Genomic DNA, 22701 nt, shown 5'->3' on the forward strand with positions numbered 1-22701 from the left:
AGATGCCCGCGGCCTGATGGCCGCACGGGGCCCCCAAGCACTCTTGGCCGCGGTCGGTGATACCGAGAAGATCAGCGGGCCCGATGGTCGGGAGCCGTTCCGCTGGGATATTCAGAGCGGGGCCGAATCCTGGACCAGCGATGCTGCCCTCCTGGACTCGCTTTCAGATCCCCCGATCATTGAGGGACTACTGCGCGAGCGCGAAGTAGGAAGCGTTGTCGGCGCTGCCAAGACCGCAAAAACGTGGTTCTCGCTGGCGCTGGCGCTGGCGGTAGCGAAGGGAGATGACTTCCTTGGCCACGTGACGCACCAGCGGAAAGTTCTTTACCTCGACTACGAGCTGAAGGCCGGGACCTTCCGAAAGCGGATGTCCATGCTATGCCCCGAGGGTAAGCCGGACGGGTTTTTCTATCAGATATTGCGCGGCGAGCGGCGCGTGCCATCCGTGGATGAGATCGCGGCACTGTGCGAAAGCCAAGGTTTCGGCTTGGTGGTGGTCGATAGCCTTTACCGGACCGGATGGCTTGCCGAGGAAAACAGCAACGACACCACGCCGCGCGATCTAACCCCCCTTCAGGACTTTACCCGCAGGGTGCCCGCCAGCCTCTTTTGCGTGGATCACACCGCCAAGGGTGGGGGCAATGAGCGAAGCGCCGTGGATGCCGCCCGCGGGGCGAGCTCGAAGGGTGGCTTTTGGGATTGTCTGCTGGTTCTCCGTGCTACCGACAAGGGCCCGGACCCGGCGGGAACCTACGCTATCCTTGAGCCGGTGTTGAGGGATTGGCCCCGCATGCCCGAGCTGCCGCTGGTCTCTTTCTCGTGGCACGTCGGCACGGCTTCCGTTGAATGCGTCGGGGAAGTTGGCCGGGGGGAGACCGACTCCACGGCATCCGCGATTCTCGAAGCCCTGGCCGACGCAGACAAGCCGGTCGGGCGACGGGCACTCGTGCAGGCGACCAAGATCGACGACCAGAAACTGTGGCGAGCCCTCCAAAAGCTGGAAGGCAATGGACGGGTGATGTCCGCGACGGACCCTAACCATTCCCAACGGCTTGTTTACCGGCTCCCCGACTGCGGGGACGACTCCGCAAAACCGTAACAAACCATTTCAAACCGTTTTATCGGAAATGGTAGAATCCAGCCAATCTAACAGGAAAAACCATACCATCTCACCTAAGGGAAATGAAATGGTTGAAATGGTTTTAGAACCACATCCTCAAGGGGGTGAGCGGGGCGTGTTGAAACACGCGCCCCTCGCTGCGCTCGGCACGGTTTCCGCCCCTACCACTCACCCTGGCGCTTCCAATGTTCCGGGACACGTCCGAATCCTGCTCAGCAGCGAAGCCAGCAAGGCACTGCTCGAAGCAGGAACTGTGTTCATGGTCGCAGGCCGGGCTAGCCATCCCGACCCAGGAGACCGGATCGCCCTGCATTTCGTCCCCTGCTCCATGGAGGCGATTACCGACGCGACCGAGGTTGCACTCGGCAGAGCGAAAGCCGTCAGACCCAAAGCCCCGAAGGTATGAGCGAACCAAAGGCAACCCGCGGAAAAGCGGTTCATCAAAGAGCGTCCGGCACTACCGATGCACCGAGAGATCCAAGCTACCGGCTCGCGTTCACGGTCGGAGCTGCATGCGACCGCTTTTTCGAGCGCAGGGGGATGAGCGTGAATTCCGGGTGGAGGCAACCCAAGGAAGAGGTGAGGGGGTAGTTTCCGTGCCGATATCGTGTGCGCGCGGGCACTCAATTAATGCCGCCTTTCGGCGGGGTTTCGTCAGAGGATCAGGCGCGCCCGTGCGGGGACACAGAAAGCAGGGTGGTTGACCAATACGCGCGAGGGGGGAGGGAGTTTCGTCAGCACTACGCACGAGCGCACGCGGGAGCCTAGAATTGCTTAAAGCTCAAAGTGAGCTTAAACCTACTACTGCGGAAGTAGTAGGACCGAGGCAAGGTTGAGGCGTCGTGCACATGCGCACGGGAGCCCAATAACGCCGGGCCTGTTGGTAAATGTTGGTATCGGCGGGGCCCTTGAGATGCTTCGCCCTGAGAAGGAGGAGCCCGAGGAAGATGAAGCGCCCATCGGAAACTAAGGGGGGTGCCTCCCCTAGTTGAAGGACGGCGGCGGTCTTTAATTGCCGGTAGGGGCACCCCTACCAGCAAACATTAGTGGGGGCGCCCCCATCAATGTTCCCAGCCGCTAAGCGTCGCCCAGGCACGCGCGGGAACCTGAGAAAACCTGAGATCCGCACCGCCGGTTGCAGCGCGCGGGAATTACTAGGCGCGTCCTAGTAGGTGGGAAGCCCCGCAATCCCTTGCGGCTTCGTTCCCAAGGTGGCAGAAATGCCAGAAGAACTTGCAAGAATGCCTATTTATCGAGCCTTTAATCTTGCCTTCCTCTGGCGGAATTGCCAATGTCACTTGCAAATCGCAAGTGAAGTTTCCCCATGGCTAGCTCCGGCCGCAAAGTTCGCATTCAGATTGAGACCAAGGCCGACACCAAGGGTGCCGACGAAACGGCGAAGTCACTGGAGCGCGTAGCCGATGCCCAGCGGAACGTTAACGCGAACCCGATGGCGGACGGCTCGCAGTTGAATGCGGCACCGATCCAAGAGGCCACCGCTGCAATCGAGGATCAGACCGCAGCCGTAGAGGACGCCACAACGTCCGCAGCCGATCTCGCCAAGGAGCAAGCCGACTTGGACCTTGCCCAAGTCAAAGCCGCTCGCTCTGCAAAGGATCAGGCCGCAGCGCTCCGCGAGATCCGCGATGCAGGGCGGGCCATGGTAGCGCTTCAGCTCGCGCGGCACCTCGTCTCCGTGCTGGACGCACTGGAAGACGTTGCCACCGAATCAGGCGACGCAGGCAGCGCGCTTTCCAAAGGAATGGCCGCGGCAAAGCCCGCCATCACGACTGCCAAGGTCGCAGTAGATGGCATCTCGGTAGGACTCGCCGCCGCCGTCGCGACTGGCAATCCGCTTATCGGGTTGATCGCGGGAATCGGAGCCGAGGCCGTTCACGTTGTCCAAGCATACAAGGACATGAACGCGCAGCTTGCCTCTAACAAGCTCGCCCAAGCTGCCGCCATCCAGCAGCTAAAGGACTTCGCCGAGATCAGGAAGCAGCTTGCCGCGCAGATACGCAAGGAGGCACAAGAGGACCGCTTTGAGGAAGAGCGCCGGGAACTGGCGGGCAAGACCCGCGGCCTTGAGAACAGGAGCAAGGTAGGCGATGCCTCCACTTCCGCCGCACAGGCAGCCGCTGACACTGCCGCAGAGCGGGCCGTGCGCAATGGTGCGGACCCCGGAGCGATTGCAGCGGGGCAGGCCGCAGAGAAGTTGAACGCCGCTTTCATGGCGCTCGACAACGTGCTGGCCGTGGTGCGGAGCAAGGCGGAGGAAGCGGACGCAGCTTGGACCCAGGCAGAGACTCTGGCCCACCAAGCCCGGCAGCCGGGAGCGGCCACCATGGAAGAGCTGAGGACGCTTGAGAAGAGCGCCCGCGATGCTCAGGAGGCAGCCGCCGCGGCTAATGATGAGGTGGACACCATCGCCGCCATCACCGAGCAGAAGAAAGCCGAGCTGAAAAGCACGGTGGAAGGCGAGCTAGGAAAGCTGGGTGATGCGGTCGGTGGGGATGTGACCGAGATGGCAAATCAAGCGATTACCACGCTTGAGACCAAGGCCGCCGAGCAAGGCGGGCGACTCAGCGCTGAGGCCACCCGTGTCTTGGAACAACTCTATCAGATCGTAAGCGACTCGATCCCGGACGAGACCCAGGCAGGGACGCTGGCAAGCCTCATGTCTCAGCTTAGATCCTCCCAGGAGGCGAGGGACCGAAAGATTCAAGAAGGCATCACCGGGCTCATGGATGCCGCCCGCACATCAGAGATGAAATACAACAATCTCGCGGCACAGATCCGACAGCTAAGCCGGTCACAGGAAGGACCAGGCACCGGCACCACCGCCAACGGCATGATCCGATAATCACCAACATCCCACTACCATGGAAACCAAATCTTACACCGATTGCTTCAAGCTCATCCCCAAAGCGACACCGCTGCCGGTGATCCTCGCCACGCCGCCGGAGGTGCTGGATGATCTCGCGGCCCTCAATGAGATCGTGGCAACCCTCCTCGAACACATCTCGCTCGTCGATCCTGATTCAACGGTCGATCAGATCGGCGATGGATTGATCGAGATCGCCTATCAGCGCCGCGAGATCGCCGGGACTTATCGCCAAAGCGCCTCCGGTGTCCGCGAGATGAGAGACGACAGCGGGGGCTTGACCAACTGAAGCCATGAGCGCGCTAATCGACCATCTCCTAGTCCTCCGCACCGGGCGCTCCCGCCGGGAAGTAGGTGAGACCGTTCCCGAGCTTCTGGAATCCCTCGCGGATCACGAGACAACCCTCGCCGCTCTCCTCGTCACGCTTGGGGCACAGGTCGATATGATGCCCCTCCGGCAGCTCTACGCCGCCACAGCCGCCAAGCGCAGGGCGCAGGCCGCGGTGTATGCCCGGCTCGCCACCGAAGCACAGCAGCCCGCCTAACAATTCACCTCGCCACTAACAAATACATCCCATGCAAAACGAAGAAACCGCCGCCAGCCTCCGGGCTCGCATCACAGAAGCCGGAGAAGCAGGCAAAGAAGCATTCGCCGCTGTCGGGGCCATTGGTGAATTGCGAGCCAAGGTCAAGGGCCTCGAACGCGACAGCCGCGAATCCCCGACCGTGGAGCAGTGCCGGACGGCTGCTCGCGCGCTTGTCGCCGCCACGCAGGACTTGCAAGCCGCCGAGATCGTGGAGCCGATGGAGAAAGCTGCCGCTGTCGATGCCTCCAAGAAGATTAGGGAGGCTCAAGAGGGGGTGTGCGGATCTATTGCTCGCCACTTCCTGAAGCTTGGTGAAGAGGCTAACGCCGTCGCCCTCGAACTTGCCTATGCGCTGATGGACCCAAGCGTGCGGGCACTCTCGCCTTACGAGGCTCCCGGCAAGCGCCGTGATGCCAGCGCATCCGGAATCACGGAATTCCTCCCCGGTGTAGTCACGGCTTGGCCGCTCTTTCACAAAGCAAACCACACGACCACTCATCACGGCATCACCACCGCGCCGCCGATCTCTGGCGAGATGCTGGAGACCTTCGACGAGGACACCGCTCGGGTGCGGCGTGAGATCGATCGCCTGAAGCAGATCCTTTCCTTTCTCCGCGGTGATGGTGATACAGCAGGCGGCGGGGGAGGGGATGCCCTCGGCGCCGATCCCGCGGAAGAGCCCATTCCCGCGGGAGAACCCGAACCGGCCTTGGCCGAGATAGCGGACGAACCCATCACCGAACTTGAAGAAGCTTTGGCCTGAGTGGGCTGAAACAACGCGGGCCGGGGTTTTCCATGTCACCCTGGCCCGCCACTCTCTCTCTAACATCATGAAGGAAGAACTCGAATTGATTCAAGGTGTGCGCCGCTTGTCGTCGCAGCCGCTCGCCCAAGCGCCGGAACTCGTGAAGGCTACCACGGCACCGCCGCCAGCAGCACAGCCCGTCCCGCCTCGCGACATCTCGGAAGAGGTCGCGCAGATCCGCCGGGAGATCGGCCAGTATGCCGCCGTCTACACGGGTCTTCAGGTGAAGATCCCCGCTCTGAAACTGAAGGAGCGAGGCGGGGAGAATGCAGCCGGTTTCATGGACCCGCCGGACGGCAAGGCGCGCGGAAGGCGTGAGGCCATCGAGGGCATCCTAGTTGCGCTCAAGCCGCTTGTGGAGGGCACAGCAAGCAACCCCAAGTCCTACGCCGCTGGCATGCGCACCGAGATGCAGCGCCGCTGCGCTGAAGAGAAGAAGGCAGCGGAGGGCGGCGACGTCGCGTCGTTCGGTCGGTGGGAAGAGCTGTCTTCATTCCTCAAGATGGTATGACCGCGGAACCCCCCACCAAGACCCGAGGGCGACCGCTGAAGTTCCGCCCGGAGTTCCCCGAACTGGCGATGCAGTTTTGCCGGTTGGGTGCTTGCAACGATGACCTAGCCGTCGCCTTCAAGGTCAGCCCGGCGTGCATCGACATATGGATTGCCAAGCGCCCCGACTTCGCCGCCGCCGTGAAGGAAGGCCGCCAGCTTGCCGACGCCCGTGTTGCCTCCGCCCTCTATTCCCGCGCGGTCGGATACATTTCAACCGAGACGATTCCGACCGTCCTGGACGGGGAATTGATCTTGTCACAAGTGGCTAAACATCACCCCCCGGACATTTGGGCATGCTCGCTTTGGCTGCGGAACCGGCGTCCGGATCTATGGAAAGATCCGCGCGTGATCCCATCGTCTCCGCGTGAAGATCACGACATGAAGCTTGCCGCCGCCCGCCGCATCATGGCTGCCGATGCCGCGGCTTTCTCCCGCATCCTGGAGGAAGAGATTTCCTTGGTTGAGGAAGTGCGGGGAGGACCACGGCGGACGGAAGGCGAGATGCGGGAACTGGCCCGAAGCATGGCTGGGTCCGTGCCGGTGGTGACGTATCCGAATCGGACCGAGGAGCCCTCAAATATGCAGACCTCTGCACATTTGGAGCCCGAGGATTCCCCGGCGGCTGTCACCACGCCTCCCGAGCCCGAGCTTGCGCCACAGGCCACGCCAGAGCCCGCATGGACCCCGCCAGCCGAGGAGGAGACTAACGCTGCCGTCTTGGTGGCGATCAGGCAGCAGGAAGCGCTTGCGCAGCCACCACCGCCAGACTTCCGCGAACTGCTGGGGTTACCTCCGCGACGGGTGCCGGGCAGCTAGCCGCCTACCTTGGTCTTCCAATCCCCGCCGTAGAATGTGGCTATCCATTCCTCATTCAAAGTCTCGAGCTTTTTTCTTAGTGCCTCGATCTCGCCGAAGAGCTTCTTGGTGCTTACAGAATCGTCTGCTTCCGTAGCTTCACGCTGTGATTTCTCCTTCGCCGCAATTTGCGACCTCAGCTTGCGACGCTCAAAGTAGGTGGCTATCTCCGCTTTCTCGTAGGCCGTGCCCGTGTAGGCCCGCAGAGCAGCGGTAGCGGCTTTGTCCTTCGCTTGCGTTTCCTTCAATTCCAAAGCGTCAGCATCGACCTCCAGCTTGGCTTTCTCTCTCTGAGCTTTGTTCCCAAGTGAATTAGTCAGCTTCTCCTGTGAAAGACCTAGCGTGTGGATACTGGCGGCTGAGGTGACACCGGATTCAGCAAGCTCCGCATCTGCAATAAGACCCAACGCGGGCGGCTGAGTGGTAGCTGCGGTGTCTTTCCTGCGGTTGCATCCCGAAAGGAACAGAAGGCCCAGGGCTAGGAGGAGCAGCGTTTTCACCCTGCCGGGGTAGCAGGGCGGGAAAGCGATTACAAGCGAACCGTGGCTTTCCACTCGCCAGCTTGGCAGGTGATCGGCTATGCCCATCGCTGCCGTAGCGAACACTACGGCCCGCATCGATGACCCCTTGGTAGTGCTTGGGGCCCGCGGAGAACATCGATTGAGAATTTGGCGTGTCCTGGATACCTGCGGCTACTACCCGCAGGGATGGTGTGTTCGCACCGCTCCGGGGCACGCCATTTTTGTTCCCAAGAAATGAAAACAACATCGGCCCCGACTGTGGGCCACCTGAAGGAAGCGCCAACATTCACGGCGCTTGTAACCGCGGAGACTGCCAAGAAAGTTTCCGAGATGGCGCGCCGGAATTTTGTGAGCGAGCCGGTAATGGCGGCGCTCCTCGCTGAACTTGGCTCAATGGCCATATCAAGCGAGGCATGCGCTTCAGCAATCGGAGGTTCAACCGGCGGGCTGCTCCGGAAGGCTTTGGAGGACGGCTCGTCCTCTGGGCAGATAGAAGTGTCTGACGATGGCGGGGGCTCTGACTACATCGTGGCGGCGGACATTTACCGCCGATCCCTTGAGGAGTGGCTAGGGGTTCTCGTTCACCTAGGCATCGCCGCAAGCGGATGCCCCGCGGTGGTGGATGCGAGAATTCATAGCATCGGAAGTCTCTGCGCGTTGGCACAGTGTAAGTCTGACTCCATCCGCAAACACCACGCGGACTTCAAGCCCGCCCCCGCGGCATTCTTCAAGTTCGAGCGGGTGCTTGCTGCCGAGCATGGAAAGGGGGGCGTGAAGCCATGAGCACCCCATCCCTGCCCGGCCTGACCGAGGAGCAAATCGCAGCCGTTCTCAGCGCCGCCGCTGAGGCGATGGAGAGGAGGTCGGCATGAAGACCAGCATCACGTTCACCGAGGACCTCCACGGGGCAGCCAAGGCCCAAGCGCAGGCCCACGGATACGACAGCCTGAGTGCCTACCTCGTGGCGCTGATCCGGCTCGACATCTTGAGCGATGGAACAGCCGACCACTCGCTTGCGCAGCGCATTGGCGGACTCCCCTTCAACAAGCGGGACGCGATCGACGCCAAGATGCTGAGGACGGCAGAGGATGCCGTGACTCGGTGGGAGGTGGCCGACACCACCACTGCCGAAGTGGATAAGGTGATCCGTCACCGCTTCGAAGCGCCGGCACCCGCACCGCTTTCGCGGTTCCGCCGGAATCCGACGGGCATCAGCCCGAACCGCCTGTGACCACCACGGACCCGCCTCGAAAGGGGCGGGGCCTTCCTCCCATGAAAGTGACCGAGAGACCCGCGGGCACCGGCTGGTGGTGGTGGCGACAGGACGAGGGCGACGTCTGGCGCGCTCTTCAAGTCCGAACGGATCCGACCAACGGCGAACTCTACGTTGCCGGCCCGGTGGAGGAGACGGACTACCAGTGCGACAGCGACCCGCAGCACGAGTGGTATGGCGAGTGGTGGAGCGAGCCTATCGCGCCTCCGCAGTGAATGACCCGCCCGGCCCTCGCAAGGGGGCCGGGCTTTTCGTTATGGGGATTCCCATGACGGGGTGGTGCTTGCTGGGCGGCAGCCCCGATCCTTGCACTGCATGCATTCCAGCGTTCAGGCTGCCCTGCCTGCTGTTATTTGTCTCTCCAGCATCGCCTGCGGCTTTTCGTGGGACCTGCATGTGATCAGTTTTGCAGTAAGCGAGACTACCCGCGGTAATTCGGGATGGGCACCCCTCCTTAATTGCGGCGGGAGGCCGCTCACAACTTCCCGCTAAAATGGGCGATCGGTAGCCGGTGGGGCACAGCGGCCTCTATGGATATCCTTCACCCGCCATGCCTCCCAAACAACTCGAATTCACCTTCATCCCGCACGAGGTCAACAATACGCTGATCCTTCAAAGGGCGGTTGACGGCTACGTGAACGCCACCGCGATGTGCAAAGCGGTTGGGAAGCAATTGGGGCACTACTTGGAAAATCGCACGACCAAGGACTTCTTGGGCGAGTTGGCGAGCGATATCGGAATTCCGATATCGAGCTTAGTCATTGTAACTAAGGGAGGAATCGCCGCTCAGCAGGGCACCTGGGTTCATCCTGACGCCGCAATCAACCTTGGGCAGTGGTGCTCCCCGAAGTTCGCTGTGGCTGTCTCCAAGTGGGTCCGTGAGTGGATGACCGGAAAGGCTCAAAACAGCCTGCCTTATCATATTCAGCGCTACATCGCCAACATGAGCGAGGTGCCGCATTCCCATTTCTCGATCCTAAACGAGCTGATTTTCGGGCTGATTGCTCCGCTGGAGGCACGGGGCTATGTAATGCCGGACAATATGGTCCCTGACATCTCCCAAGGCCGCATGTTCTGCAAATGGTTGCGCGACGAAAAGGGCATCGATACCGACACGCTACCCACCTATTCGCACCGATACGCCGATGGCCGGGTTGTGCATGCCAAGCTCTACCCTCTGGCTGTGCTGGAGGATTTCCGCCGGCACTTTCACGAAGTGTGGCTGCCGAAGCGGGCCCCACAGTATTTCAAGGAGCGGTCGCCCGAGGCTCTTCCATACCTGGAAGCGGTAGTCTTGGCTTTGCCTGCGCCTGTGGTGGACGTTTAAGCCCCCACCAGCCAGTCCCCTGGCACCCAGTAGCTGGAGTCGTCGCACGTGACCCCGTAGAGCTGCACGCCGTCCTTCTCGCGCTCGTCCGTCACGTAGCCCACGAGGCCCGCTAGTGAGCCGCTGGTGACGCGGACGCGGGAGAGGAGGGCGAAGCTTTCGCAATCTTCCTCCTCGTTCTTGTCCCCACTATCGTCCCCAAATCAGAGTGCGGGCCGGGATACCCCTGAGAAAACCTAAGTAAATCAAGGATCGAGTGGATTTGCGAAGCGCTCTTTTTGATAGATCCACCAGCGGTTCATGCTCGATTGGCTACGACCCTAGCAGCTTCAGGGGCAGGAACAAACCGCGCTTTCACACTCCACTTCATTGGGTTTACCGATGATAGAGGAAAGGCCCGCCGCATGCCTGCCCCCGGGACCGCGGAGCGCAGGATGGTTCCCGGCAGCCCGATCCCGGGACAAGGAATGCAGCCGCCCTCCCGGTCCGGTTTCCAAGCGCCCGAGGCGAGGCATGACGCGAGGGCCCGCTCCGCCCCGCAGGATGGTAGCCCGATACCGAACTCACGGAAAGGTCGGGATCGATCAACATGCCGGGATGCTGCCGACCTTAAAACAGCGTGCATTGAGGGACCGTTCTGCGGGGCAGAGCTTCCGCGGTTCCGGGGGGCTGGCATCGCTTCGTGCGTTTCAGCACGGCTCATGCCTTCCCCCTGTTCCGGTCACGGGCCAGCTTGCGGTGCGCCCGCGCGAAGTGCCCGGCACTCAGCGCCCCGATGATCGAAAGTTCTCCGCCTAACAGCAGGCCCGCGCACACTTCCGCCAGCGCCCTCGCCTTGCCGGACCCGGCGAGGCCCATCAGTTCGAGACAGGCCCTCTGTGTCGGCAGCCCGGTGCCGCCGCCCACCGTGCCAACCATGATCCCGGGCAGGGTCACCGTCGCGTAGAGGCCGCCGTCTTCCGTTACCTCGAAGCGGGTCACGCCGGTCGCCGATTCCGCCACGCAGGCGGCATCCTGGCCGGTGGCAAGATACAGCGCTGTCAGGCCGTTCGCGAAATGCCCGTGGATGCCCAGGGTCCCGCTGAGCACCCCGCCGATGGCCGACATCTGCCAGGTACCTGCTCCATCGCCCGCGGGGTGGTGTGCAGGTGCTTCTTCACCATCTCGGCGGTAAGAAAGACCTCCGCGGTGACCTTCTTGCCGCGGGTGGTGGTGAAGGCCTTGGTGCTAGCCTTCTTGTCGCCTGAGAGATTCGACTCCACGTAGTGGCGCTGCGGTGCGACCGGCGTGTGCGCGATGATGTGATCGCAGATCGCCTGCGCCGCGATCGTCACCATGTTCTGCCCGGAGGCATCGCCGGTGGTGAATTCGAAATTCAGATAGACGTGGTTGCCCTCGATGGTCACCCCCACGTCGATCAGCTTGCCGTGCGAGGTGGTGGTGCCGACGACCTCCTGGAAGACCTCGAACTGCTCGACCGCCCACACCGTGAAGCGGCAAGCCTCGGTCGAGGTGCGGAAAACGAAGGCCGGGGCCCGGCTCAGGCTTTCATACAAGATCAGCGTCGAGCAACCGCCGGCGGCCGTCAGCAATCGGCAACCGCGGTGATAGCTCGCCACCAGTGCCGCCTCGGTGGTAGCCAGCGGAATCCGGTAATCGCCCTTCGCCGCCGTGCCATTGATCCGCAGCGGCCCCGCCAGGCCCAGCGGTAGCTTGAGCAAGCCGATGAAATTCTCGATGTTCCCTTGATAGGGAGACAGCTCGTCCGGAGCCGAATCCAGCAGCACCGCCCGGAGTGCCGGATCCAGACCCGCTTCCTGCCATAAATCCTCGGCGCGCTCCCGCGATACCTTGGCACTGCCGGCGGGAATAGCCGGCAGGTTCTCAAGGTCCGGGGCCAAGCGTCGCGCCACCGTCTCGAGGCTTTCGCCGCCGAGGATGCGCGCCACGTGTTGCTGCGTCAGCCCGTGTTTTCCCGTCATTGAGGACAGGCTCTAACACGAAGCCGCGCGCCGCGACAGTGGAATCAGGAGCCGTGGCCGGTTCAGACCAGGCCCTTGCGCAGTGCTTTCGAAACGGCTTCAGTCTGCGTGCGGACGTGAAGCTTCCGGTAAACGCTGCGCAGGTGCATGTCCACGGTGTGCTGGGAGATATCGAGCTGGTCGCCGATTTCCTTCTTGATGAAGCCCTTCACCAGCAGTCGCAGGACTTCCTCCTCGCGGCCGGTGAGCGGTTCGGTTTCCTCCACCGGACCGTGCTTCGAGAAGCCTTCCAGGATCATGTTCGCGATCGGGCTGCTCAGCGCGGCGGTGCCCTTCATCACGTCGCGGATGCCGGACAGGATATCGTCGGGATCGGCGGTCTTGAGCAAGTATCCCGAGGCACCGTTGCAGATGGCGCGGTAGACGCGCTCGCGGTCATCGAAGGAGGTGAGGATGACGATCTTCTGGGTCGGCACCTTCGCCTTCACCTCGCGCAGCACCTGCAGGCCGTCCTTGCCCGGCAGGCCGAGGTCGAGCATCAGGAGATCCGGCGGGGCGGAGCAGTAGTTGAGTTCGGCGAAGAGATCGTCGGGATGCGAGAATGCTTTCTCGCAAACAAGATCGTCTTCTCCGGCGATAAGCCGCGAGATCTGTTTGGCGAAGTTCGCATGATCTTCGCAGATCCAGATCCGCAGCGGGACAGTAGCGGTGGCGGTGCTATTCATTGGCTGTTGCTTTTGTAGCCATCAGGCTGGTTCGTTTGACAGAGAGCTTGAGCTTGGTCCCGGCACCCGGGGCGGATTCCACGTGCAGCGTGCCTTCCAGCACCCGCGCGCGGTCGGCGAGTTTCTTGACCGCCGCCATCTGGTCGTTCTCGTTGCGCGGCAGGCCCACGCCGTTGTCGCAGACTTCCAGAATCAGCCGGTCGCGCTCGTCGTAGAGGCGGATCGTCACCGTCGTCGCCTTCGAGTGCTTCACGATGTTGTGAAGGGCTTCCTTGTAGAACAGGAAGAGGTGGCGCTTCGAATCGAGCGTCAGCTTCGCCGCGGTCTTCGAGGATCGGCAAACCAGCGAATATTCGATCTCCCGCAGCAGCCGGGCGGCACAATCCCGCATCCGCTGGACCAGGTCGCCGATCGTGTCTTGGCGCCGCTCTAACAGCCACACGATATCGCGCATCGCCAGCGAGCTTTCGCGGGCGATGGACTCCACTTCGCCAAGGTCGTGGGCGACCTCGTCCGGGCCCTTGAGCCGCTCCAGGTCGCGCTTCGCGGAGCGCGCGATCAGTGAAATACTGCCGAGGTTGCTGCCGATGTCATCGTGCAGGTCGGAGGCGATGCGCTTGCGCAGCTTGTCGAGCTGGGTGCGGGACACCAGGCGGCGGCGCTCGACGATCGCCACCGGGATCAGGAAGGTCAGGCCAAGTGCGACGGCGGCACCCCAGGTCGTATTGAGCTCGCTCTCCGACGCCATGGTCGTGTGCGAACTCTTGAGATTCTGCAGCTCGCTATCGATCAGGCTGCGCTCGACGAGTTGGCCCAGCCACACGTGCATCGGCAGGATCTGCACGCTGCCTCCGGAGCCGTCGGTAAGTTCTTCGGAAGGGTGTTCGATGCCATCGTGGCGGGTCACGACCTCGCGGCCCGCGGCCACGTTCTTGTCGCCGGACCAGACTTCGATTTCGCCCAGCGCTTGGAGCTGGCGGATCCCGAGCTGCCACGCCTTTTCCGAAACCACGCGCAGGTAGCGGCCCGGGGTGTGCGATGTGGGCATCACGATCGGCGTGGTGAGATCGACCGGCAGGTCGCGGTCGCCGGTCGTGACGATGCGCGTGGCCCCGCTGAAAGCCGGATTGTCGGCCACATCCACGCTCAGCCGCGGCGGCACCGCACCGGGGCCCGAGAGCTCCGGCAGGGCGTAGGGGAAGAAGACCATGCGGTCCACGGAGGTGCTCTCACCCAGGTCGATCACCCACTCGACCCGCTGGTTGTCGATTGGCACTTCCAGGCAATCGCCATGTGAAGCGGTCCACAAGCCCCCCTGCCAGACGCCCAGCGGAGTGCGGCCATCGACCACGAATTGCGGCGCCCACATGCCCGGAATATCGACGGACTGATTGGTGGTGACCGTCGCGCCGAAGGAGACCGGATGGCGATTGGAGAAGACGAAGATCTCGGAGAGCGTACAGACATTCGGCGAGCCGCGGCGGTGGCCCTCCTGCAGGACCATGCGGACGTGCCGCGCCGGCTGGTTGTCGCCGATGATCCGGACCGGATAGCCTTCCGGCGAGGGCTGGGGCAGTTGGCCGGTCTTGTAGATCGTCCGGGCGTCGGAGAAATCCGCTTGGGACGCGGCTTCAATCGTGAAACGCCGAGGGAAAAGGTCGTTGGAATCACCCGCCTGACGCTGCGCGGGAACCAGGAACACCTGCCCGAGCGGCACTTCCCGGCCGAGATCAAGGGCGATCCAAGGATCTCCCGCCGTCTCGTCGGTCTGGCCGCAACGCCAGCCGATGCTCTCCTTCAGCGGCTTCTCCGCAAACATGGCGAGCGCATCCCGCCGGCTTTCGAGCCAATGGATACGGTCTTCGACCTCGACCAGCTTGCGATTGAAAATCCTAGCTACCCGACCGATCGGGTTGGTGGTCTGCGCCGGTGCGGCGGCGGAGAGGGACTCGGGGAGCAGGGAAATCAGGGCAATCAGGCCAACGCAGAGGTGGGGCAACCTCGGGTGTTGGTTTTTCATGTTTTATGGGCGACAGCGGGGAAGTCTTTAACATTCTTTAAAAATCTCGGCAAATATTTTATAAGAAACTTTTGAACGTCCGCGAAATCCCGTTGTCTGGAACCGCTTGAGGAGAGATGCGGAGAAGTCCCCGCGCCGGGGCAAGGCTCGTCCCCGAACCCCATCAGCCCGCCCATCCCAAGCTATCTTGCCCGCCGGCCTACTTCGCCGCTGCCAGCCCCGCGACGATCGCGCCCACGTTGTGGCGGACCATCTGCTCGTAGCCGGTGACGCCCGATCCGTCGGCGTAGAGCGGCTGGCCAGCCTTGATCCCGGTGTCCCGCGTCAGGATTTCGAGGATCTTGGGATTCGACTCCTTTTCGGGAAAAATCGCCCCGGTTTTGTGCTCCTTGAGTTCCGCGATCAGCGCGGCGAGCTGCTTGGGGTCGGGCATTTGCTCCCGGTTGAGACCCTGCAGGGGGATCGCCTCGAAGCCGTAATCTTTGCAAAAATAGCCGAAGGCATCGTGGGCGGTGGCCAGGTGGCGCTTGTCGCGGGGAATGCGGGAGATCTCCTTGCGCACCCAGCGGTCGAGCTCGTCGAGCTTGGTGCGGTAGGCGGCGGCGTTCTTCGCGTAGGCCTCCGCGCCGCCGGGATCCGCCTTGCTCAAGGCCTCCGCGGTGATGGTAGCGGCCCGGCGGAAGAGGTCGATCGAGTGCCACCAATGCGGATCGCGGTCGTTGCGGTGCTGGTGATCGCCATGGTCGTGGACGTGCTCTTCCTCGATCGCGGGCAGATCCTTGCCGATTTCGACGATGGTGGCGCTCCCGCCCACGATCCCGCGCAGCGAGCCGAGGTAGCTCTCCAAGCCCATCCCGGAAGCGAGGTAAAGCTTCGCGCCTGCGGCCCTTTCCAGGTCGGCAGGGGCCGGCTCGAAGTGATGGGGATCGCCGTTCTTGCCGATCAAATCGACCACTTCCACGCGTTCGCCGCCGACCTGGCGGGCCAGATCCCCGATCAGCGGGTGAAGGCTCGCCACCTTGAGTTCGGCAGCGGCGAGGGGCAGCAGATTGAGAAGTAGGGCGGCGAGGACGCGCATGGCCGGAATTTAACGCGAGCTGGACACTCTTGCAACTCAATTGCGGTTACCGGCAAAAGTTTGCAGCATCGCCCAAAGCCGCTAGATCCCGCCGGTGAAGTTGATTTTGGCATCGGGCTCGCCCCGGCGGCGGGAATTGCTGGCAGAGGCCGGCGTGGAGTTCGAAGTGATCCTATCCCCCGCGGAGGAGATCCACGATGCCGCGATCCCCTTGGCCGAACTCTGCGAGCGGAATGCCGAACTGAAGGCCCTGGCGGTCGCGGACTCGCACCCGCAGGCCACGGTGATCGGTGCCGATACCCTCGTCTGGATCGATGGCGAGCCCTTGGGCAAGCCGAAGGATATGGCCGACGCGCGGGCGATGCTGCGCAAGCTCTCCGGCCGCTCGCACACCGTCTGCACCGGCGTCTGCGTGGTCGTGCCGGACGAAGGTGCCAAGTGCTTCCACGAACTGACCGAGGTGCGCTTCCGGCTGCTCGATGAAGCCCTGATCGACGCCTACTTCCAAGCCGCCGATCCTCTCGACAAGGCCGGAGCCTACGGCATTCAGGAGAGCGGGGAAATGATCGTGGAAGGCATCGTGGGCAGCTTCGACAACGTGATGGGCCTCCCCGTGGCGAAAGTGCTGGCGGCCTTAAGTTCCAAGTAAGAAGGACCCAGTGCCAAGGGAAGGCACCGGAATGAAACTCGTGCACTTCGCGAGGGCTGTTCCTTTCGCCTTTGGCACTTGGAACTTCTCACTTGGAACTTCACCCTATCCGGTCTCCAGTAGGGCCGTGACGGGACCGGGGCGGTATCCTCTGATTTTCAATCCGAAGGCGCGCAGTCAGAAAGGGCAGCGGGCCCTGCGCTTCCTCATGGACCACGCCACGCGTTTCGCGTTGCATGCGACAAATAGCGCTGCGGAAGCTCGCGAGTTGGCCGCCGGTTTTGCCAAACAGGGCGCTCCGGTGGTGATCGCAGTGGGAGGCGATGGCACCTTGAACGCGGTGGTGCAGGGCCTCGCCGGCTCGCAGACCGCGCTCGGCGTGCTGCCCGCCGGAACCATGAATGTCTTCGCCCGCGAACTCGGCATTCCCTTCGACAACCTGCCTCGCGCCCTTGAGGTGATCGACGCCGGGCTGATCAAGGAAATCGATCTCTTCGAGGCCAATGGCATCCCCTTCATGCAGATGGCCGGCGTTGGCTTCGATGCGATGGTGATCGAGGAAACCACCTGGGAGAGCAAGAAGATGCTCGGCCCGCTGGCCTACCTCCTGGCCGCGGTGAAGGTGCTCGGGGAAGACCCGCCGCAGATGGAGGTGATCTGCGCCGATGGCACCCGCGAGGAAGGCGTGGCGGTCCTCGCCGGGAACGGCTCCCTCTACGGCGGCCAGTTCAAGCTCTTCCATAAGGCCGACAACCGCGACAGCATGCTCGACGTGCTGGTCTTCAAGGAAGCCGGCTACAAGCTGGTGCTCGATTCGTTGCGCGGCATCGCCTTCGGCGGCGTGGAAGCCGCAGGCACCACCGTCGCCTATTTGCAGGCGAAATCCTGCCGGGTCATCGCCGACCGCATCGTGCCGGTGCAGGTCGATGGCGAACTGGTCGGGCGCTGGCAGGAAGTGCAATTCGGCAACGAGGATCCCGGCCTGCTGCGGGTGATCGCGCCGGAGGAACCGATCGGCAGCCGCTTCGCGGAAGCGGTGAAGTCGATGGTCGCCTGGACCAAGTGGAAACCTGTGGAGCAGAAGGTGTGACCGAAGAGGGGGCGACCAAGAAGATGGGCTGGAAGCGTTGGCTGAAGCGGATCGCGCTGGCCGTCGCCGCGTCGGTCTTGCTGGGCATAGCCTTCGTCGTGTGGGCGAATCTCGCCGCGGTGAGTGCCGGGCGCGGCAAGTTGTTCGAGAACGCGGACCAGGTTCCGGCGGGCAGGGCCGCCTTGGTTTTCGGCACCGATGACATCCTCCCCGGCGGAAAGGAGAACCTCTACTTCCGCTATCGCATCGATGCCGCGGAGGCTTTGTGGAAGAGCGGCAAGATCCGCCTGATCCTGGTTTCCGGCGACAACCGGAGCAGGGACTACAACGAGCCGGAAAAGATGAAGAAAGCGTTGGTCGATCGCGGCGTTCCGAAGGACCGCATCGTCTGCGATTTCGCCGGCCTCAGGACCTTGGATTCGGTGGTCCGGGCCAAGGAGGTCTTCGGCCTGACCGAAGTCATCTTCATCTCCCAGCGCTTCCACAACGAACGCGCCGCCTATCTCGCGGAGGCGAACGGGATCAAGTTCACCGGCCTGAACGCCAAGGACGTCGCGGGCCAGGGCGGCCTCAAGACGAAGCTCCGGGAAGTCGGCGCACGGGTGAAAATGTGGCTCGACGTAAACATCCTCGGCACCAGGCCGAAGCACCTTGGCGACAAGGAGCAGTTGCCGGAGTAAGATCCGACTTCGAGGTTTCCGTCAGCCCCACTTTAACAACCTCGAAGAGGTTGCCTCCTATAGCCCTGGGTTGGCCATGGGCCCACCCGGGGTAGCCTAACGAAATTCACCAACCTCGAATGAGGTTGCCTCGGGCAGGTCGTCCCGGGAACCGCTTCACTCACCCCCCCGCCGCGATCATCACGATCTCCACGCTCGCCCCGTCGTTCACCGGAGTAACCGCATAGTCCTTTGCGAAAACCGCATCGCGATCCAATTCCACCACCACCGGCTTTCCGCCGAGTCCGAGAGTCTGGAGCAGATCGGCCACGCTCGAAATGGCCGTCTCGAACCTACGGGTTTCGCCGTTGAGATGAAGGGTCATGGTAGAATAGATCAATGCGCAAGAATCGCCTCGTCCCAGTCCTTCCACACCGGATCGAGCCGCTTGGAAACCAGCATCGCCGCCACCTCCGCAGGCGAGCGCGTGTCGTCGATCTTGAATTGCTCGGTCGCCTTCTCGCAGCCGGTGGTCTCCGTAAGTTCGACGCGGCGGCCCTTCACCGTCAGGTGCAGGTCATCGCTGCCGGCCCCGGTGTAGCCGCCCGGCTCGGTGCGGGCCCCGGCGGACATCAGGGTGATCCCCAGCGGTGCCAGCGCATCCCGCAGCGGCGCGGGCTCGCGGGTCGAAAGCACGATGCCGACCTGCGGGAAGCAAACCCGGAAGGCGCAGGCCAGCTGCACCAGCGCCCGGTCGGAGAGATACAGATCCGCGTCCGGCTGATACTGGTAGTTCCCCGCGTAGGGCCGCATCCGGGGAAAGGCCACGGTGAACTGCGCCTTCCAGCAGTGCTTGGACAGGTATTCGAGATGCGCGGCCAGCGCCAGGGCCTCGTAACGCCATTCCGCCAGCCCGAACAGCGCACCGATCCCGATCCGCCGGAAGCCCCCGGCATAGGCCCGCTCCGGGCAATCCAGCCGCCAGTCGAAGTTCTTCTTCGGCCCGGCGGTATGCAGGCGCTGGTAGGTCTCGCGATGGTAGCTCTCCTGATAAACCACCAGCCCCTCCGCCCCGTGGCGGACGATCTCGGCATACTGGTCATCCTCCATCGGCCCGACCTCGATCCCGATGGTCGGGAAGAAGCCCTTCAGCGCATCGATGCAGCTTTGCAGGTAGCCGTCGGAGACGAATTTCGGATGCTCACCGGCGACCAGCAGGACATTCCGGAAGCCAAGATTGTGGAGATAGCGCGCCTCGCGGACCACCTGCTCGACCGTCAGGGTCACGCGGAAGATCCCGTTGTCGCGGGAAAAGCCGCAGTACGAGCAGTTGTTCACGCACTCGTTCGAAAGGTAGAGCGGCGCGAAAAGGCGCATCGTCCGCCCGAAATGATGGCGGGTCAGGCGCTGGCTCTCCGCGGCCAGCGCCTCGAGCGCACGGTCGGAAGCGGGCGCGATCAGACGCTCGAAACGGCGCAAGAGCGGCGAGGGCCGCGCAAGCGCGCTGGCAAAATGGGCGGAAAAACTCACGGGCGCGGGAAGTGTGCAGCGGGGGAGGGGCCAGGTCAAAGATCAGAAATCACGAATCACCGCCGCCACCCCGCAGGTCCCTGCCTTTCCACTTCGATGTTCAATGTTGGACCTTCGATGTTCGATGTTCGCCTTCCTCTCCCACCCCCCAAAGCTTGCCATCGCCCCAATGTCCGGTTTTCCTCCCCCCGCCTGCTGCCCTTACCCATGAGCGAACGCCTGGTCTGCAAACCCACCCCCTGGTTCCTCGTCCGCGCCGCAGCGATGCTGCTGATGTTCGGCATCTTCGCGGCGATGTTCTACAAGGACGGCACCCGCGGCTACCGGGAGAAGAACTACGTCTATTTCCTCTCGGTGGCCTTCAAGCAGGCTCGCACGCACTTCAAGGAAAGTGAAGATGGCTCCTCTCCGGAAGCCTGGCGGGATCACGCCGCCAAGCAAACCGTGCCACTGCCCGCGGATCGCAGCGTCCTGCCGCCGGAGACCCCGGCGTCGATGCCGTGGCCGGCGGAGCTCCAGGACTTCGAGAAGATGAAGGCCGCGAATTCCGCGGAGGAGACCAAGCTCTTCAACGATTTCCGCGCGGAGAAGGGTCTCGATGCCGAGGTCCCGGATGAACCCTACGATTCCCAGAAAATCTTCGAGCAATGGGTGGTCTTCTGGATCTGCCTGGCGCTGACCTTCACGACTCTCTTCGTGCTGATTCGGATCTGGCCGCGCAAGATCGCCATCGACGGCGAGGCGCTATATCCTGCCGAGGGCGGGCGCGTGCCCTTCGCCGATCTGATCCGCCTGGACCTGCGCAAGTGGGACAACAAGGGCCTCGCCTTCGCCTGGGCCAAAAAGCCGGACGGCAGCGAGCGCAAGATCCGCATCGACGGCTTCGTCTACGGCGGTTTCAAAAAGGAACAGGGCGAGCCGGCGGAGAAGCTCATCCAGCGCCTGCGCGCGAATTTCCAAGGCGAACTGATGGAACTGGTCGCAGCGGACGAGGAACCCGCCCCGGCCACAGGCAGGGACCTTTCTCCAAAAGGTCCGGCGGATGGCGGCACCGACAATCCCTAGCGGACTCGGCGAATCGAGTTGGCTCCGCTCTCCGTCCATTCCCATCCCTTCCCGCTTCCTGATTTTTCACCGCACCATACCCTTCCAACCCTTGTTTTTCGGGGTTGCCAAGCTACGACAGGGGCGGTAATCCCTCCCCAGCGCCAACTACCAAGCACATTCAAATGTCTGACAAGAAGAGCATCGAAGACCGCGTTAGGGACATCATCGTTGACCAATTGGGTGTCAATGCCGACCAGGTTACCCTGGAAGCCAAGTTCATCGAAGACCTCGGCGCCGACTCCCTGGACACGGTCGAGCTGGTGATGGCCTTCGAAGAAGAGTTCGAAATCGAAGTCCCGGACGAAGAAGCTGAAAAGCTCCAGTCCGTCGGCGACGTCGTCTCCTACATCGACAAGAGCCAAGGCTGAGAACGGCTCGCCGCAGCTTTTTTCACGAAAGGGCGGACTCCAGGTGAGTCTGCCTTTTTTTTGCACCATTCTAGCTTAGAGGTCCGCTGCCACCTGCAAAGATGCATTCACCCGACAATATCCAATACGCCATGGAGACGACGCGGGTCCTGCTCGAGCCGGACCGGCGGATCGATACCTTTGGCGATACCCGCTTCGAGTTCCAGTTGCTCAGCGAGCTGATGGACCGCAGCGGGGAAATCCGGGTCCGCACCGGCGAGGTGGAGGCCATGCGGCCACGCATCCTGCGCCCGGAATCGATGCAGGAAATCGAGCTCGAAGGCTTCGGGGATAAAGCGCGCGAGCGCATGGACGCGGTGATCGAGAAGTGGAAACAAGAAGGCCAGGACCTCGCCTTCCTCCGCTACGGCTTCCGCTTCAAGAGCGGTGGCGTCCGTGAGGAAATCGTCCACGACACCATGGAAGCCGTGCGCGACCGGGTGCTGGAGGATGCCCGCCGCCTCGGCAATCCGGCGCGGGCCGTGATCGAGGGCGTCGATGACGCTTGGGAGGTCTCCATTTTCAAGTTCGCCTTCGAAATGATCCGCCAATCTTGGCCGATCAACCGCTTCGACTTCCATAGGCGCGGCCTGCTCTGATAGAACTGCCGCGGGGATGCGATTGTGGACTTTGATCAAGCTGGTGGTGGGAGCGGTGGTCCTTGGGATTACCGTCTTCACCGGCTTGCTCGTCTTTCACGTCAAGGAGAAGCCGCTCGGCGGTGTCTTCACCCAGATCGTCCCGCTGCAGCAGGTCGATCCACCGAAGATCGAGAAGCTGCCGGAGGCTGATGCCTCGCTGCCGGACGTCGATCCCGGGGCGAAGATTTTCGAGAAAGCCGGCGAGCTGATCGCGGTCGGTGACATGGTCGCGGCCCGCGAGCGCCTGGCCACGGTGGTCGCCACCTACCCGCGCTCGAAGGCGGCCCCCGAGGCCCGCCGGATCCTCGGCGAGATGAATGTGGACGAGGTCCTCTCCGCCACGCACATGCAGGGCAAGGAGCTCCACATCGTCCGCTCCGGGAATACCTTCACCGGCATCGCCGCGAAGCACCACACCACGCTCGACTGCATCATGCACCTGAATGGCCTGCTTGACCTGCAAGGCCTCCGCCCTGGGGAGGAACTGGTGGTCATGCCCCTCGAATTCAAGGTCCTGATCGAGCCCGCCCGCAAGACGCTCTCCGTCTGGGATGGGAAGAATTTCGTGAAGGAATACCGCCTGGTCTCGATGGACCTAGCCGGGCTCAAGACCGCCCTGCAGACCAAGATCGTGTCGAAGGAAGGCAGCTCCGGAGATCGCCCCTCGACCCCCGGGATGAAGACTTACCCCGAGTCCAAGAAGATTTTCCGGCTCGAAAAGTCCTCGCTCCAGATCCGCTCGGTCGAATACGCGATGGATGGCGAGATCGAGGACCTTTCGCCCGGCCCGGGCTTTCACGTCGCGGTGGAGGATGCCGAGGAACTGGCCTTGCTGCTGCGGCCGGGGAATGAAGTGGAAATCCGCGCGGCAGCCCCCTAGTTTTTCCCC

The 22701-nt window shown here is 62.7% G+C and carries 24 protein-coding genes and 1 pseudogene; 18 read left to right on the forward strand and 7 right to left on the reverse strand.

Translation table 11 applies throughout. From position 1 onward, the window contains the following. Positions 1–16: 16 nt before the first annotated feature. The 7 genes from ABWK72_RS25410 to ABWK72_RS25440 all read left to right on the forward strand — a co-directional run bounded on the left by ABWK72_RS25410 (position 17) and on the right by ABWK72_RS25440 (position 6764). Positions 17–1099 (forward strand): AAA family ATPase, encoded by a 1083-nt coding sequence (locus ABWK72_RS25410; RefSeq protein ID WP_367872379.1) that lies wholly within the window; start codon positions 17–19, stop codon positions 1097–1099. 1345 nt (positions 1100–2444) lie between these two features. After that, positions 2445–3983 (forward strand): hypothetical protein, encoded by a 1539-nt coding sequence (locus ABWK72_RS25415; RefSeq protein WP_367872381.1) that lies wholly within the window; start codon positions 2445–2447, stop codon positions 3981–3983. Positions 3984–4002: 19 nt separating this feature from the next. Beyond that, positions 4003–4293, forward strand: coding sequence for a hypothetical protein (locus ABWK72_RS25420; RefSeq protein WP_367872382.1), 291 nt, complete (start codon positions 4003–4005; stop codon positions 4291–4293). Between the two features lie 4 nt (positions 4294–4297). Further along, positions 4298–4549, forward strand: coding sequence for a hypothetical protein (locus ABWK72_RS25425; RefSeq protein ID WP_367872383.1), 252 nt, complete (start codon positions 4298–4300; stop codon positions 4547–4549). 31 nt (positions 4550–4580) lie between these two features. Further along, positions 4581–5354 (forward strand): hypothetical protein, encoded by a 774-nt coding sequence (locus ABWK72_RS25430; protein ID WP_367872384.1) that lies wholly within the window; start codon positions 4581–4583, stop codon positions 5352–5354. A 67-nt stretch (positions 5355–5421) separates the two neighbouring features. Further along, on the forward strand, positions 5422–5907 hold the full coding sequence (locus ABWK72_RS25435; RefSeq protein ID WP_367872385.1) for a hypothetical protein: 486 nt from the start codon (positions 5422–5424) through the stop codon (positions 5905–5907). Then, positions 5904–6764, forward strand: coding sequence for a hypothetical protein (locus ABWK72_RS25440; RefSeq protein WP_367872386.1), 861 nt, complete (start codon positions 5904–5906; stop codon positions 6762–6764). The genes ABWK72_RS25435 and ABWK72_RS25440 overlap by 4 nt, the downstream gene beginning before the upstream one ends. Here ABWK72_RS25440 and ABWK72_RS25445 read toward each other — a convergent pair. After that, positions 6761–7303, reverse strand: coding sequence for a hypothetical protein (locus ABWK72_RS25445; RefSeq protein WP_367872387.1), 543 nt, complete (start codon positions 7301–7303; stop codon positions 6761–6763). The two genes, ABWK72_RS25440 and ABWK72_RS25445, sit on opposite strands and share 4 nt — an antisense overlap. A gap of 255 nt (positions 7304–7558) precedes the next feature. On the opposite strand from ABWK72_RS25445, the gene ABWK72_RS25450 reads away from it, so the two are divergent. The 4 genes from ABWK72_RS25450 (at position 7559) to ABWK72_RS25465 (ending at position 9924) form a co-directional block, all read left to right on the forward strand. After that, positions 7559–8107: a hypothetical protein gene (locus ABWK72_RS25450; protein WP_367872388.1), complete on the forward strand. Its 549-nt coding sequence runs from the start codon at positions 7559–7561 to the stop codon at positions 8105–8107. Between the two features lie 85 nt (positions 8108–8192). After that, entirely contained in the window at positions 8193–8555 is a 363-nt protein-coding gene (locus ABWK72_RS25455; RefSeq protein ID WP_367872389.1) for a hypothetical protein, read from the forward strand. 47 nt (positions 8556–8602) lie between these two features. Beyond that, positions 8603–8812, forward strand: coding sequence for a hypothetical protein (locus ABWK72_RS25460; RefSeq protein ID WP_367872390.1), 210 nt, complete (start codon positions 8603–8605; stop codon positions 8810–8812). 335 nt (positions 8813–9147) lie between these two features. Then, positions 9148–9924, forward strand: coding sequence for a KilA-N domain-containing protein (locus tag ABWK72_RS25465; RefSeq protein ID WP_367872391.1), 777 nt, complete (start codon positions 9148–9150; stop codon positions 9922–9924). Positions 9925–10623: 699 nt separating this feature from the next. Here the strand turns inward: ABWK72_RS25465 and ABWK72_RS25470 are convergent. From ABWK72_RS25470 to ABWK72_RS25485, 4 genes and pseudogenes are all read right to left on the reverse strand, one after another. Then, positions 10624–11906: pseudogene (locus ABWK72_RS25470) on the reverse strand (hydroxymethylglutaryl-CoA reductase). A gap of 62 nt (positions 11907–11968) precedes the next feature. Beyond that, positions 11969–12631, reverse strand: coding sequence for a response regulator (locus tag ABWK72_RS25475; RefSeq protein WP_367872392.1), 663 nt, complete (start codon positions 12629–12631; stop codon positions 11969–11971). Beyond that, the gene (locus ABWK72_RS25480; protein ID WP_367872393.1) at positions 12624–14651 is read right to left on the reverse strand and encodes a sensor histidine kinase; all 2028 of its coding nucleotides are present in this window, start codon (positions 14649–14651) and stop codon (positions 12624–12626) included. Before ABWK72_RS25480 ends, ABWK72_RS25475 begins: the two co-directional genes overlap by 8 nt. Before the next feature lie 199 nt (positions 14652–14850). Continuing rightward, complete coding sequence (locus tag ABWK72_RS25485; protein ID WP_367872394.1) at positions 14851–15729, reverse strand: metal ABC transporter substrate-binding protein; 879 nt, start codon at positions 15727–15729, stop codon at positions 14851–14853. 94 nt (positions 15730–15823) lie between these two features. Here ABWK72_RS25485 and ABWK72_RS25490 point away from each other — a divergent pair, with 94 nt between their 5' ends. The 3 genes from ABWK72_RS25490 (at position 15824) to ABWK72_RS25500 (ending at position 18148) form a co-directional block, all read left to right on the forward strand. Continuing rightward, positions 15824–16378: a nucleoside triphosphate pyrophosphatase gene (locus ABWK72_RS25490; RefSeq protein ID WP_367872395.1), complete on the forward strand. Its 555-nt coding sequence runs from the start codon at positions 15824–15826 to the stop codon at positions 16376–16378. Positions 16379–16505: 127 nt separating this feature from the next. Further along, positions 16506–17468, forward strand: a complete 963-nt coding sequence (locus tag ABWK72_RS25495) for a diacylglycerol kinase family protein (RefSeq protein WP_367875381.1) — start codon at positions 16506–16508, stop codon at positions 17466–17468. After that, positions 17465–18148 carry a vancomycin high temperature exclusion protein gene (locus ABWK72_RS25500; protein ID WP_367872396.1) on the forward strand — a complete coding sequence of 228 codons (684 nt, stop codon included), beginning with the start codon at positions 17465–17467 and terminating at the stop codon, positions 18146–18148. The genes ABWK72_RS25495 and ABWK72_RS25500 overlap by 4 nt, the downstream gene beginning before the upstream one ends. A gap of 160 nt (positions 18149–18308) precedes the next feature. On the opposite strand, the gene thiS is transcribed toward ABWK72_RS25500, so the two are convergent. After that, on the reverse strand, positions 18309–18512 hold the full coding sequence (gene thiS, locus ABWK72_RS25505; RefSeq protein WP_367872397.1) for a sulfur carrier protein ThiS: 204 nt from the start codon (positions 18510–18512) through the stop codon (positions 18309–18311). Positions 18513–18523: 11 nt separating this feature from the next. Beyond that, positions 18524–19657 (reverse strand): 2-iminoacetate synthase ThiH, encoded by a 1134-nt coding sequence (thiH, locus tag ABWK72_RS25510; protein WP_367872398.1) that lies wholly within the window; start codon positions 19655–19657, stop codon positions 18524–18526. A gap of 207 nt (positions 19658–19864) precedes the next feature. Here thiH and ABWK72_RS25515 point away from each other — a divergent pair, with 207 nt between their 5' ends. The 4 genes from ABWK72_RS25515 (at position 19865) to ABWK72_RS25530 (ending at position 22692) form a co-directional block, all read left to right on the forward strand. After that, a complete protein-coding gene (locus tag ABWK72_RS25515; protein WP_367872399.1) occupies positions 19865–20722 on the forward strand; it encodes a hypothetical protein in 858 nt (285 codons plus the stop codon). A 164-nt stretch (positions 20723–20886) separates the two neighbouring features. Next, entirely contained in the window at positions 20887–21132 is a 246-nt protein-coding gene (locus ABWK72_RS25520; protein ID WP_367872400.1) for an acyl carrier protein, read from the forward strand. A gap of 101 nt (positions 21133–21233) precedes the next feature. Next, the gene (locus tag ABWK72_RS25525) at positions 21234–21770 is read left to right on the forward strand and encodes a hypothetical protein (RefSeq protein WP_367872401.1); all 537 of its coding nucleotides are present in this window, start codon (positions 21234–21236) and stop codon (positions 21768–21770) included. A gap of 16 nt (positions 21771–21786) precedes the next feature. Further along, positions 21787–22692, forward strand: a complete 906-nt coding sequence (locus tag ABWK72_RS25530) for a LysM peptidoglycan-binding domain-containing protein (protein ID WP_367872402.1) — start codon at positions 21787–21789, stop codon at positions 22690–22692. Positions 22693–22701 lie beyond the last annotated feature (9 nt).

Origin of the sequence: Luteolibacter sp. Populi (genome assembly GCF_040801775.1) — a bacterium.
Lineage (GTDB): Bacteria > Verrucomicrobiota > Verrucomicrobiia > Verrucomicrobiales > Akkermansiaceae > Haloferula.

Excerpts from the sequence above, each read along its gene's own strand:
- ABWK72_RS25410 (WP_367872379.1), top strand. The coding sequence starts at position 17 with ATGGCCGCACGGGGCCCCCAAGCACTCTTGGCCGCGGTCGGTGATACC.
- ABWK72_RS25415 (WP_367872381.1), top strand. The coding sequence starts at position 2,445 with ATGGCTAGCTCCGGCCGCAAAGTTCGCATTCAGATTGAGACCAAGGCC.
- ABWK72_RS25420 (WP_367872382.1), top strand. The coding sequence starts at position 4,003 with ATGGAAACCAAATCTTACACCGATTGCTTCAAGCTCATCCCCAAAGCG.
- ABWK72_RS25425 (WP_367872383.1), top strand. The coding sequence starts at position 4,298 with ATGAGCGCGCTAATCGACCATCTCCTAGTCCTCCGCACCGGGCGCTCC.
- ABWK72_RS25430 (WP_367872384.1), top strand. The coding sequence starts at position 4,581 with ATGCAAAACGAAGAAACCGCCGCCAGCCTCCGGGCTCGCATCACAGAA.
- ABWK72_RS25435 (WP_367872385.1), top strand. The coding sequence starts at position 5,422 with ATGAAGGAAGAACTCGAATTGATTCAAGGTGTGCGCCGCTTGTCGTCG.
- ABWK72_RS25440 (WP_367872386.1), top strand. The coding sequence starts at position 5,904 with ATGACCGCGGAACCCCCCACCAAGACCCGAGGGCGACCGCTGAAGTTC.
- ABWK72_RS25450 (WP_367872388.1), top strand. The coding sequence starts at position 7,559 with ATGAAAACAACATCGGCCCCGACTGTGGGCCACCTGAAGGAAGCGCCA.
- ABWK72_RS25455 (WP_367872389.1), top strand. The coding sequence starts at position 8,193 with ATGAAGACCAGCATCACGTTCACCGAGGACCTCCACGGGGCAGCCAAG.
- ABWK72_RS25465 (WP_367872391.1), top strand. The coding sequence starts at position 9,148 with ATGCCTCCCAAACAACTCGAATTCACCTTCATCCCGCACGAGGTCAAC.
- ABWK72_RS25475 (WP_367872392.1), bottom strand. The coding sequence starts at position 12,631 with ATGAATAGCACCGCCACCGCTACTGTCCCGCTGCGGATCTGGATCTGC.
- ABWK72_RS25480 (WP_367872393.1), bottom strand. The coding sequence starts at position 14,651 with ATGAAAAACCAACACCCGAGGTTGCCCCACCTCTGCGTTGGCCTGATT.
- ABWK72_RS25485 (WP_367872394.1), bottom strand. The coding sequence starts at position 15,729 with ATGCGCGTCCTCGCCGCCCTACTTCTCAATCTGCTGCCCCTCGCCGCT.
- thiS (WP_367872397.1), bottom strand. The coding sequence starts at position 18,512 with ATGACCCTTCATCTCAACGGCGAAACCCGTAGGTTCGAGACGGCCATT.
- ABWK72_RS25515 (WP_367872399.1), top strand. The coding sequence starts at position 19,865 with ATGAGCGAACGCCTGGTCTGCAAACCCACCCCCTGGTTCCTCGTCCGC.
- ABWK72_RS25520 (WP_367872400.1), top strand. The coding sequence starts at position 20,887 with ATGTCTGACAAGAAGAGCATCGAAGACCGCGTTAGGGACATCATCGTT.
- ABWK72_RS25525 (WP_367872401.1), top strand. The coding sequence starts at position 21,234 with ATGCATTCACCCGACAATATCCAATACGCCATGGAGACGACGCGGGTC.
- ABWK72_RS25530 (WP_367872402.1), top strand. The coding sequence starts at position 21,787 with ATGCGATTGTGGACTTTGATCAAGCTGGTGGTGGGAGCGGTGGTCCTT.